Annotated in this window: 10 protein-coding genes; 6 read left to right on the top strand and 4 right to left on the bottom strand. The window is 76.5% G+C overall.

Annotation, left to right across the window (positions count from 1 at the left end):
* Positions 1-91: 91 nt before the first annotated feature.
* From AB0J08_RS02765 to AB0J08_RS02755, 3 genes are all read right to left on the bottom strand, one after another.
* Positions 92-1,669 carry a carboxyl transferase domain-containing protein gene (locus AB0J08_RS02765; RefSeq protein ID WP_360625756.1) on the bottom strand — a complete coding sequence of 526 codons (1,578 nt, stop codon included), beginning with the start codon at positions 1,667-1,669 and terminating at the stop codon, positions 92-94.
* 298 nt (positions 1,670-1,967) lie between these two features.
* Complete coding sequence (locus AB0J08_RS02760) at positions 1,968-2,819, bottom strand: CbiX/SirB N-terminal domain-containing protein (RefSeq protein ID WP_360625753.1); 852 nt, start codon at positions 2,817-2,819, stop codon at positions 1,968-1,970.
* Positions 2,820-2,845: 26 nt separating this feature from the next.
* A complete protein-coding gene (locus AB0J08_RS02755) occupies positions 2,846-3,994 on the bottom strand; it encodes a uroporphyrinogen-III synthase (protein WP_360625750.1) in 1,149 nt (382 codons plus the stop codon).
* 353 nt (positions 3,995-4,347) lie between these two features.
* On the opposite strand from AB0J08_RS02755, the gene nirB reads away from it, so the two are divergent.
* The 6 genes from nirB (at position 4,348) to AB0J08_RS02725 (ending at position 10,826) form a co-directional block, all read left to right on the top strand.
* Positions 4,348-6,942, top strand: a complete 2,595-nt coding sequence (nirB, locus tag AB0J08_RS02750) for a nitrite reductase large subunit NirB (protein WP_360625747.1) — start codon at positions 4,348-4,350, stop codon at positions 6,940-6,942.
* The gene (gene nirD / locus AB0J08_RS02745; protein WP_360625744.1) at positions 6,939-7,355 is read left to right on the top strand and encodes a nitrite reductase small subunit NirD; all 417 of its coding nucleotides are present in this window, start codon (positions 6,939-6,941) and stop codon (positions 7,353-7,355) included. The genes nirB and nirD overlap by 4 nt, the downstream gene beginning before the upstream one ends.
* The gene (locus tag AB0J08_RS02740) at positions 7,352-8,710 is read left to right on the top strand and encodes a nitrate/nitrite transporter (RefSeq protein WP_360625741.1); all 1,359 of its coding nucleotides are present in this window, start codon (positions 7,352-7,354) and stop codon (positions 8,708-8,710) included. The genes nirD and AB0J08_RS02740 overlap by 4 nt, the downstream gene beginning before the upstream one ends.
* Positions 8,711-8,894: 184 nt before the next feature.
* Entirely contained in the window at positions 8,895-9,566 is a 672-nt protein-coding gene (locus AB0J08_RS02735) for a helix-turn-helix domain-containing protein (RefSeq protein WP_360625738.1), read from the top strand.
* Positions 9,567-9,832: 266 nt separating this feature from the next.
* Positions 9,833-10,432: a universal stress protein gene (locus AB0J08_RS02730; RefSeq protein ID WP_360625735.1), complete on the top strand. Its 600-nt coding sequence runs from the start codon at positions 9,833-9,835 to the stop codon at positions 10,430-10,432.
* 4 nt (positions 10,433-10,436) lie between these two features.
* Positions 10,437-10,826 (top strand): hypothetical protein, encoded by a 390-nt coding sequence (locus tag AB0J08_RS02725; protein ID WP_360625732.1) that lies wholly within the window; start codon positions 10,437-10,439, stop codon positions 10,824-10,826.
* Between the two features lie 38 nt (positions 10,827-10,864).
* Here AB0J08_RS02725 and AB0J08_RS02720 read toward each other — a convergent pair whose 3' ends face one another.
* Positions 10,865-11,641, bottom strand: coding sequence for an alpha/beta hydrolase (locus AB0J08_RS02720; RefSeq protein ID WP_360625729.1), 777 nt, complete (start codon positions 11,639-11,641; stop codon positions 10,865-10,867).
* Between the last annotated feature and the right edge of the window lie 6 nt (positions 11,642-11,647).

Raw genomic sequence — 11,647 nt, 5'->3', positions numbered from 1 at the left:
AGGACCCCAAGCCGTTCACCTGGACCAAGACCGCCGATGAGATCCTCGACTCCCTCGCCCGCTTCTGCCGACGGATCTCCGGCGCAGGACACTAGGCGCCGGTGGCGCGCGGACCGGCCCCTGGAGCGGCGAGCGCGTCCCCGAGGCGGCGGTGGCGCCGGGCGCGGGCGGTGAGCCGTTCGGCCTCCGGCACCCCGGCGAGTGCGCCGAGTGCCGCGCCGACCGCCCGCCCGAGCCGGTCGCAGAACGCGGCCGGCTCGTCGGCCGCGTCCGGCAGCTCCGGCACCACGGTGTCGACCAGGCCGACCGCCGCCAGGTCGGCGGCCCCGATGCCCTGCGAGCGGGCGAGTTCAGGGGCGTGCGCGCCGTCCCGGTGGACGATCGCGGAGGCGCCCTCGGGCGGCAGCGGCGCCAGCCAGGCGTGGCCGGCGGCGAGCACCCGGTCGGCGGGCAGCAGGGCGAGTGCGCCGCCGCCCGAGCCCTGACCGAGCAGCACCGCCAGCACCGGCGTGCGCAGGGCGAGCAGGGTGGTGAGGCAGTGCGCGATCTCGACGGCGATGCCGTCGAGTTCGGCCGCCGCGGACAGCTCGGCGCCGGCCGTGTCGACGACGGTGACCAGTGGCAGGCCGAGTTGCTCGGCCAGCCGGGCGCTGCGGCGTACGGCACGCAGGTCGGCGGCGGTGAACGGCCGCTCGTGGTCGGGCCCTTGCCGCTGCTGCCCGACGACCAGGGCGGGCTGCCCGTGCAGCACCGCGAGGGCCCGAACCAGTGCGCCGTCCCGGCCGCCGGGCGCGTCGAGCAGCACCAGCTCCTCGGCGGTCCGGCGCAGCAGCTCGCGTGCTCCCGGGCGGTCGGGGCGGCGGGTGCGCTGCACCGAGTCCCAGGCGTCCGGCCGTTCGGCGGGCGCGGAGCCCGGCCCGGCGCTGGTCCGGGCCCCGGACTCGGCCCCGGGCTCGGCGACGTCCTCTGCCGGTGTCGCGTCCGATTCGGCCGGGGCCAGCACGGCCAGCGACCGCCGCAGTACCTCCCGCAGCTCCTCCGGCGCCACCACGGCGTCCACCAGGCCGCGCCCGGCTAGGGTCTCGGCGAGCTGCACGTCCGCGGGCAGCTCCACGCCCCGCAACTCCTGGTACACCCGCGGCCCGAGGAACCCGAGCCGGGCCCGCGGCTCGGCGAACACCAGCTGCCCCAGCGTCCCCCAGGAGGCGAACACCCCGCCCATGGTGGGGTTGCGCAGATAGGTGAGGTACGGGAGGCCGGCCGCGCGGTGCGCCTGGACGGCGGAGGTGATGCGCAGCATGCAGAGGAAGGCCGCCGACCCCTCCTGCATCCGTGTCCCGCCCGAGACGGGCAGGGCGACCAGCGGCAGGTGCTCGGCCGTCGCCCGTTCCACGGCCCGGGTGATCCGCTCGGCCGTGGCCACCCCGATCGACCCGCCGAGGAAGCCGAACTCGGACGCGATCAGCGCCACCGCACGCCCGGCGAGCAGCCCGACCCCGGTGACCACCGCCTCGTCCACCCCGGTGCGCTCGCGCGCCCGGGCCAGCGCGGCCCGGTAGCCGGCGTCGGCCGGCTGCGGCCCGAGCGGCTCGTCCCAGCTCCGGAAGGTGCCCGGATCCGCCAGCAGGCCGATGAGTTGACGTGCCGTCAGCGCACTTCCGGTACTCAAGACCCGCCCCCGTCGCCCGACCCGCCCACATCGACAAGATCCACCCTACGCAGCGGCCGCTCTCGCGTCCCGGACCGACGTGCGGGTGTGACCGGGTCGACAGCTCCGGGGCTGCGGGGGACCACCCCGGCGTCCTCGCCCACGTCGGGCCCGTGGAGCCGGGTGAGCGGCCGGAGACCGCGGTCGGTCCGTACGGGCGCGCCGAGCGCCACCGGGAGGGCACCGGCCTGCACGTCGTCCCCGTCGGGGACCGGCCCGGGGCCTGCGACCGGCCTGAGCGGGCCCGCTACCGGCTGCTTCAGCGCGCGGCGGCCTCCTCCCGCCGGCGCGGCGCCGGGTGGTCCGGGTAGTCCGGGTGGCCGGCGGCGGTGGCGCGGGCCAGGTCGTAGCGCTCGGTGACCAGACGGGCCACCGCGTGGTGCGCGCCGAGCGGGGCGCCGGTCCAGTGGGCGCCGGTGCCGGCCGCCCGGTCGGCGAAGAACCCGGGGCCGAGCAGGTACGTGGCGACGGCGACCCGGCGGTGGCCGGCCGCGTGCAGGGCCTCGACCGCCTCGTACGGGGTCGGCCGGGCCGCCGAGAGGTACGCGGGGACGACCGGCTGCCCGTCGCCGAGCCGGCGGCGCAGCAGTCGGGCCGTGCGAACGGTGTCCGCCACGGCCGCCGGGTCGGAGGAGCCGGCCGCGGCGAGGACCACCGGGCCCGCGCCGGCCGGTCGGCCGCTCTCGGCGAGCCGGTCCGCCAGGGCGGCGGCCAGCAGCCGGCTCGGGCCCAGGGCGGGGGCGAGCCGGACCTGCGGCAGCCCGGCGGTGGCGAGCACGCCGGGGATGTCCACCCGCAGGTGGTAGCCGGTGCCGAGCAGCAGCGGCACGAGAACGGCCGGCTCGCCCGCGGACAAGGTGTCCAGTGCCGCCGGGAGGGCCGGCGCGGCGAGGTCCAGGAAGCAGCAGCGGACGTCGAGTTCGGGCCGCAGCGCGCGGACGCGTGCCAGCAGCGCCCTGGTCGCCGCCGTCCCGGCCGGGTTCCGGCTGCCGTGCGCGACGGCCAGCAGCACCGGGCGGCTGCCGTCGGGCGCCGGCCACGTGGCGGGCCCGCGCGGCCGGCCGGCGGCCGTCCACCGGTGTCGCGGGCCCGCGCCGCTCGGCAGTGCCACCGCGCCCCTCGGGGCCTCTCGGGCCATCAGCCGGCCGCCAGGCGGTAGCCGCGCTTGGGGACCGTGCGGATCAGCCCGCCGTGCGGCCCGAGCGCGGCCCGCAGCCGGCCGATCGCCGCCTCGACCGCGTGCTCGTCCGCCACCGCGTCCATCCAGACGGTGCGCAGCAGTTCGGCCCGGCTGAGCACCCGGCCGGGCTGCTCGGCGAGCGCCCGCAGGACGGCGGCGCCGCGCGGGCTCAGCCAGTGGCTCTCGCCGTCGACCAGGACGGCGTTGCCCTGGAGGGTCACCAGCCGTCCGGCGAGGGAGAGTTCGCGTCGGTCCCGGCCGGGCAGCGTCTCCCCGAGGAAGCGGACCAAGGAGCCCAGCCGGCCGCGTTCGGGGAACAGCACGGGCAGGTCGAGCTCGGCGAACGGCCGGGCGCAGAGCGCGCCGACGCAGACCGGCAGCACGTCGCCGCGCAGGGCGTCCAGCAGCGGCTCCCGCAGGCCTTCGGCGGTCGCCGTCTCCACGAAGGCGGTGACCGCCGGGGCGCTGGTGAAGGTGAGCGCGTGGATCTGGCGCCGGACGGTCAGCTCGACCAGCCGCCGCACCGGGGCCGGGTCGTCCGGCGCCTCCCAGCGGTAGACCGGGACGGAGATCACCTCGGCGCCGCGCTCGCGCAGCGCCGCCGCGAAGGCGTCCAGCCGGACGCCGTGCTCCTGGACGGCGATCCGACGGCCGGTCAGCGGGCGCGCGAGCAGCCAGGTGAGGAGCTCGTCGGTGGCCTCGGAGTCGGGCGAGAAGCCCTCGTCGAGGCCGCTCGCCCGGACGGCGCCGGTCGCCTTGGGGCCGCGGCTGAGCACCACGGCGTCCCGGCAGGCGTCGGCCAGGGCGGCGCCCCGCCCCCACCCCTCGGCGGCGCTCATCCAGCCGCGCCAGCCGACGCCGGTGGTGGCGACCACGTAGTCCAGCGGGGCGGCCAGGCAGCGCTCGGTGGCCCGGCGCAGGGCCAGGTCGTCGGGCAGCGGCGTGATCCGCAGCACGGGGGCCTCGACCACCTGGGCGCCGCGTCGGCTGAGCAGGGCGACGAGTTCCTCCCGGCGGCGGGCCGCGGTCACCCCGATCGTGAAGCCGGTCAGTGGGCCGGGCGGCGCGCCGGGACGCGGGCCGGTGGGGGTGGGGGAGGTTGCCATGGGCGAAAGGGTGCGTTCTCCGCGTTACGGCGAGGTTGCCCGCCCGTCACCCGGACGTAAGCGAAACCGGCCCACCGGTTACGGCTGATGTCCTACTGCGCACCCCGCACCCGGAGCGGCGTGAGCGAGGCGTACCGCGCGTGCAACACGGGGGACCCGGTGGCGAAACGACCACCGGTCAGATTCGTGGCCAGGACGACGGCACGCGCCGTCCCGCCCACCGAACCCCGCCGCACCGGCTGACCCGAGCGCCTTCCGCCGCTGCACCGCGCCCCGCTGCACCGCGCCCCGCGGCAACCCGCACTCGTACCCGCACTGCACTCGCACCCCCGAACGACCCGAGGAGTACCGCGATGACGTCGCACCCGCCCGACCCGCCACGGGATCTCGTCCTGGTCGGCCACGGCATGGTTGGCCAGCGCTTCCTGGAGGCCTTCGCCGAGCAGCCCGGCGCCGGGCGCTGGCGGGTCACCGTCCTGGCCGAGGAGCCGCGCCCCGCCTACGACCGCGTCCACCTCAGCTCGCTGTTCGACGGCCGGACGCCCGAGGACCTCGCGCTCTGCCCGCCCGGCTTCCTCGCCGAGCACGGCATCGACCTGCGCCTCGGCGACCCGGTCACCGCCGTCGACCGCGCCGCCCGCACGGTCACCACCAGGGCCGGGCGGCAGGTGCGTTACGACGCCCTGGTGCTGGCCACCGGCTCCGCCCCCTTCGTGCCGCCCGTCCCCGGACACGACGCAGCCGGCTGCCACGTCTACCGGACCATCGAGGACCTGGACGCGATCCGCGCCGACGCCGACCGGGCGACGACCGGCGTGGTGGTCGGCGGCGGCCTGCTCGGTCTGGAGGCCGCCGGCGCGCTGCGCGCGACGGGACTGAGCACCCACGTGGTCGAGTTCGCGCCCCGGCTGATGGCCGTCCAGGTCGACGAGGGCGGCGGCGCCCTGCTCCGTCGCAAGATCGAGGACCTCGGCGTGACCGTGCACACCAGCGCCGCCGCCGACGCCGTCGAGACCGGGCCCGCGGGCCGGGTCAGGGCGCTGACCCTCTCCGACGGCCGCGAACTCGCCGCCGACCTGGTGGTGTTCTCCGCCGGCATCCGCCCGCGCGACGGGCTCGCCCGCGACTGCGGCCTGCCGGTCGGGGCCCGTGGAGGCATCGTGGTCGACGAGCGCTGCCGCACCGCCGACCCGGCCGTACTGGCCATCGGCGAGTGTGCCCAGGCGGCCGACGGCCGGGTCTACGGCCTGGTCGCCCCGGGGTACCAGATGGCCGAGACCGCCGCCCGCGAACTGGCCGGCCGCCCCGGCGACGGCTTCGCCGGCGCCGACACCTCCACCAAGCTCAAGCTGCTCGGTGTGGACGTGGCCAGTTTCGGCGATCCGCACGGGGCCGCGGAGGGCGCCGTGGACGTGCTGTACAGCGACAGCCGGCTCGGTGTCTACCGCAAGCTGGTGATCGGTTCCGACGGCGCGCTGCTGGGCGGTGTCCTGGTCGGCGACACCGACGCCTACGGCACGCTGCGTCCGCTCGCCGCGGCCGGCCGGCCGCTGACCGTCCCGCCCGAACAACTGGTGCTGCCCGCCGGGTTGGGCACCGCGGGACCGATCGCGTTGCCCGACGAGGCGGTGCTCTGCTCCTGCCACAACGTCACCCAGGGTGCCGTCCGCGCCGCCGTCCACGAGCAGGGCTGCGACAGCGTCGGCGCCGTCAAGAAGTGCACCCGGGCCGGTACCGGCTGCGGCAGCTGCCTCAAGCAGCTCACCACCGTCGTCACCGAGGAGCTGGCGGCCACCGGCGTGGTCACCCAGACCGGCCTGTGCGAGCACTTCCCGCAGACCCGGACGGAGTTGTACGAGATCGTCCGGGTCACCGGCATCACCGGCTTCTCCGAACTCCTGGACCGGTACGGGCGCGGCGAGGGCTGTGAGGTGTGCAAGCCGACCGTCGCGTCCGTGCTGGCCAGCCTCGGCGGCGGCCACATCCTGGACGGCGAGCAGGCCGCGCTGCAGGATTCCAACGACCACTTCCTCGCCAACCTCCAGCGCAACGGCTCCTATTCGGTGGTGCCGCGGGTGCCCGGCGGTGAGATCACCCCCGAGGGCCTGATCACGATCGGCGAGATCGCCCGCGACTACGGCCTCTACACCAAGATCACCGGCGGTCAGCGGATCGACCTCTTCGGTGCCACCGTGGACCAACTCCCCGGCATCTGGGCCAGGTTGGTGGATGCCGGCTTCGAGTCCGGACACGCCTACGGCAAGGCGCTGCGCACCGTGAAGTCCTGTGTCGGCGAGACCTGGTGCCGTTACGGCGTGCAGGACTCCGTCGCCCTCGCGATCGAGCTCGAACTGCGCTACCGGGGCCTGCGCTCCCCGCACAAGCTCAAGTCGGCGGTCTCCGGCTGCGCGCGCGAGTGTGCCGAGGCGCAGAGCAAGGACTTCGGCGTGATCGCCACCTCGGCCGGCTGGAACCTCTACGTCGGCGGCAACGGCGGAATGACGCCCCGTCATGCCGACCTGCTGGCCGCCGATCTGGACCGCGAGACGCTGATCCGCACCATCGACCGCTATCTGATGTTCTACATCCGCACCGCCGACCGCCTGGAGCGCACCTCGGTCTGGCTGGACCGCCTGGAGGGCGGCCTGGACCACCTGCGCGCGGTGGTGATCGACGACTCGCTCGGCATCGCCGCCGAACTGGACGAACTGATGTCCCGTCACATCGTCGGCTACCAGGACGAATGGGCGGCCACCCTGGCCGACCCCGAACGGCTGCGGCGGTTCGTCTCCTTCGTCAACGCCCCCGGCACGCCGGACCCGGCGATCAGCTTCGTCCCCGAACGCGGCCAGATCCGGCCCGCCCGCCCCGGTGAGGACGGTCGCGTCCTCACCATTCCCGCCCCGGTCCTGGTGGCCGGTCCCCGACTGGAGGTGCTCACCCCGTGACCGTGGAAATCCACGACGGCACGCGCTGGCGACCCGTCTGCACCCTCGACGACCTGCAACCCGGGCGCGGAGTGGCCGTGCTGCTCGACGGTGAGCAGGTGGCCCTCTTCCGGGACCGCGCCGGCGCCCTGCACGCCGTCGACAACCGGGATCCGTTCAGCGGCGCCCAGGTGCTCTCCCGGGGCCTGCTCGGCAGCCGCGGCGACCGGCCGACCCTGGCGTCCCCGATGTACAAGCAGGTCTTCGACCTGACCGACGGCCGTTGCCTCGACGAGGAGACCGCCCCCGACGGCAGCCCCGCCGTCCTCCGGCTCTGGCCGGTCCGTGGCGCGGCTCGCGCCGCCGCCACCCGGCCGACCCCCGCCGGCACCGCCGGCGCCGCCGGCGCCACCGCGAAGGAGGGCACGGCATGAGCGCCGTCGTCGAGACCGGACCCCCCGGCGGCAGAACCGCGCCGGCCGCGCTCACCGGATGGGATCCGGAGGACACCGCGTTCTGGGACCGGACCGGCGCCCGGATCGCCCGGCGCAACCTGATCTTCTCGGTCCTCTCCGAACACATCGGCTTCTCGGTCTGGAGCCTCTGGTCGGTGCTCGTGCTCTTCCTCGGCCCCGAGTACCACATCGACACGGCCGGCAAGTTCACCCTGACCGCCCTGCCGACCGCGCTCGGCGCGGTGCTGCGCCTGCCGTACACCTTCGCGGTGGCGCGGTTCGGCGGCCGGAACTGGACGGTGGCCAGTGCGCTGCTGCTGCTCGTCCCCACCGCGCTCGCGGCGCTGGTGCTGACCCCGGGCGTCTCCTACGGCACGCTGCTGGCGGTCGCGTGCGTCGCCGGCGTCGGCGGCGGCAACTTCGCCTCCTCGATGGCCAACATCAACGCCTTCTACCCGCACCGCCTCAAGGGCTGGGCGCTGGGCATCAACGCCGGCGGCGGCAACCTGGGCGTCCCGGCGGTGCAACTGCTCGGCCTGCTGGTGCTCGCGACCGCGGGCGCGGCCCACCCCCGGCTGCTGCCGCTGCTCTACCTGCCGCTGATCGTGCTGGCGGCGGCCGGGGCCTGGTGGCGGATGGACAACCTGGCCGCCCCGCCGCGCGGCGAGGGCCGGGCGCTGCGCGAGGTCGCCCGTGACCCGTACGGCTGGGCGGTCTCCACCCTGTACATCGGCACCTTCGGGTCGTTCATCGGCTTCGGCTTCGCCTTCGGACAGGTGCTCCAGGTGCAGTTCCACGACCGCTTCGACACCCCGGTCAAGGCGGCCGCGCTGACCTTCCTCGGGCCACTGCTGGGTTCGCTGCTGCGGCCGGTGGGCGGTCGGCTGGCCGACCGCTGGGGCGGCGCGCGGGTCACCCTGGCCACCTTCGTGGCCATGGGCGCCGGTACGGCCGTCGTGCTGGCCGCCTCCCGGGCCGGCTCGCTGCCGCTCTTCCTGGCCGGGTTCATCGCGCTCTTCGTGCTGAGCGGCCTCGGCAACGGCTCGACGTACAAGATGATCCCGGCGCACTACCAGGCCCGGGCCCGGGCGGAGGTCGCGGCGGGGGCCGAACCGCTGACGGCCGAGGCCGACTCGCGCCGCCGGGCGGCCGCGCTGATCGGACTCGCCGGAGCGGTGGGGGCGTTCGGCGGGGTGCTGGTCAACCTGGCGTTCCGGCAGTCCTTCCTCGCCACCCACAACGGTGACGCGGCGTACCTGGGCTTCCTCGCGGCCTACCTGTGCTGCTCGGCGCTGACCTGGGCGGTCTGGCTGCGCAGGCCGCGTGCGCGCTGACCGGCGACCGGCCCCCGGGCGCCCTCCGCGCCCGGGGGCCGGTCGCGGGTCGGCGGCGGCCGGCGCGGCCCGGGCCACGGCGTCCTTCGCCAGGAGGACGAGCCCCCCGGGGCCCCGGCGGGGCGGGTGACGGAGCCGTCCGAACCGGGCCGGCCGGGGCACCCCCGGTTGCTAGGGTCCTCCCATGGCATCGAGCAGTGCGAGCACCCCCGGCCGGCTGCGGCGCGACGCGCAGCGCAACCGCGACCTGCTGCTGTCCGCCGCCCGCGACATGTTCTCCCGGCAGGGCCTGGACGTCCCGCTGGACCAGATCGCCAAGGAGGCCGGGGTCGGCAACGCGACGCTGTACCGGCACTTCCCGACCCGTGAGGCGCTGATCGGCGAGGTCTTCGCCGACGCCGCCGCGCTGATCGCGGACGCGGGGGAGGAGGCGCTGGCCGCGGAGGACGCCTGGGGCGCGATCGAACGCTACTTCGAGCGGATCTTCGAACTGGTCGCCGCCGACCGGGGCATCAACGACCTGGTCACCCAGGCCATCCCCACGACCCCCGCGATGACCGGGATCAGCCGGCAGAACGCGGCAACGGTCGGCGCGCTGGTCGCCCGGGCGCAGGAGCAGGGCACCATGCGCCCCGACGTCGTCGCCATGGACCTGCTCTTCATGCTCGGCCCGCTCTGCCGGGCCCTGCCCGCCACCACTGAGCTGCGCGCCGACCTCTGGCGCCGGTACCTGGCCCTGCTGCTCGACGGCTTCCGAACGCGGGCCACCCACCCGCTGCCGGTCCCGCCGGTCGGCGAGGAGTACCTGGACAAGATGTTCGCCGACCTCTGGGCGGCGGGCCGCCCCAGCGCCTGACCCCGGCCACCTGACCCGGCCACCTGACCCCGGCCACCTGACCCCGGCCACCTGACCCCGGCGCCCTCCCCGGTCACGCGACCCCGGCCGCCACGACCGCGTCCTCCCAGAGCCGGCCACCGGGACGCCGGGGCCACCGTCAGGACGGCGTACGGATCCGCCCCCCGCACGTCAGAGCCCCGTCAACGCATGCCCCCGTCCCGCCGCCGCCCGGCTTTGCTGAATCCGACAGTGCATCAGCACGAGCCGGAAGGACGGGCAGGGCCATGGCGGACAACGGCGCCGGTATCCACGCGGAGGAACCGACGGACCAACCGGGCGGCGGACTCACGGCCGACCCGCTCGGCGGACCGGCCGGCCGGGGCCGGGTCGTGGTGGGGGTCAGCGGCTCACTCGGCAGCCTCGCCGCCCTGCACCGGGCCGTCGCCGAGGCCCGCCGCACCGACGCCGACCTCCTCGCGGTGCTCTGCTGGACGCCCGCCGGCGGCGAGTTCGGCTACCGTCGCTCCCCCTGTCCGCCCCTGCTCACCGCCTGCCGGGACGCGGCCGCCGCCCGGTTGCGGCAAGCCCTGGACGACGCCTTCGGCGGCGGCCCGGCCGGTGTCCGGCTGCGCTGCCAGGCCGTCCGCGGCGAGACCGGCCAGGCACTGGTCCGCTGCGCCGACCGCGCCGACGACCTGCTCGTCCTCGGGGCCGGCGGCCGTGGCGCCCTCGCCCGCGCCCTGCGCCCCTCCGTGACGGGGTACTGCATCCGGCACGCCGCCTGCCCCGTCCTGGCGGTGCCCAGGCCGCCGCTCCAGCGCGAACTCGAAGCGCTCGAACGCCACCACCACGTCCGCGTGCGGCCGCTCACCGTCGGGAGGTGACCGGATGACGCCGCACCGCCCGGACCGACTGTCGCCGGCCATGTCCGGAGCGGTCGCCCTGCTCGCCTGCGGCGCGCTGCTCCCCGTCCTCGCCGTCCTCGGCGAACTGCGCCCCACCTGGCTCGCCCTGGCCGCCTACGCCACCGTCTGCGCCGCCCTCGGCCGGTACTCCCGGCCGGCGGCCGCTCCACTGATCGCCCTGTCCGGCTGGCTCTTCCACAACGGTTTCGTCGAGCACCGCCACGGCGTCCTCGGCTGGTCCGGCCCCGGTACCGAGGCCGCCCGGTTCCTGCTCCTCGCCGTCGCCGCCCTGCTGCTCTCCCTCCCCGGCAGCCTCCCGCGCCCCGTTCTGTCGACCCCGCGCGCCCGCACCCGCCGGCGCCGGGCGGCCTGAGGAGGCGGCAGCCGGCGCCGCCCGGTCCGGGTGGCCCGCTACGGAGCGGGCGACGGCCGGGCCGCCGGCGTGGTGACGCGATCGCCCGGGCACGCCTCGGCCGCCTCGGCCAGCACCCGTGCCGTCGCCCGGCCGGCGCGCACCGCGTGCTCGGCCCGGGCGGGGCGGCAGCGCTCGACGGCCGGGTCGTACTCGGTCAGCACCACACCGGCGTGGTCGGTCTCCGACTCCAGGAGGCGTACCGGTGAGCCGTGCTCCACCAGAGCGGTGTGCAGCTCCCGGGTCGTCAACGCCGGTACCAGGTCGTCGACGGTGCCGTGCACCAGCCAGACCGGGACGGGGGAGGGCCGCTCGGCGAGGTGCGTCAGCGGGGTGTCGCCCGTGGTCACGGCGGGCCGGCTGTAGCTGGAGGCGATCCCGACGGTCGCCGTCGGGCGGACGTCCTCGGGGGTGTCCGGATGGGTGGCCAGCGCTACGGCCTCCCGCCCGCCCAGCGACCAGCCGGCCAGCACGAACCGGGCCGGATCACCCCCGAACGCGGGCGCCTCCCGGCGGGCGTACTCGAAGGACGCCAGCAGACGTGCGCGGCCACCGTCCTCCTGGTCCGACCGCCAGTCGGGGACGAGCACCAGCAGCCCCAGCCCTGCCGCCTCCCGCGCGAGCGGCCGCAGCACGTCGCGTTCGTCGGAGCCCCGTCCGTGCCAGAGCAGTACGACGGGCGCCGGCCCGTCGGCGCCCACCGGGCGGTGGACGTCCATCAGGTGGCCGGGGGTGTACTCGACCACCTCGGGCGGGGCGGGGTGCGGGCCGGTCATCCGGGG

It is taken from the genome of Kitasatospora sp. NPDC050463 (assembly GCF_040655255.1).
Classification (GTDB): Bacteria; Actinomycetota; Actinomycetes; order Streptomycetales; family Streptomycetaceae; genus Kitasatospora.
This window is presented reverse-complemented; position numbering and strand designations above follow the sequence as displayed.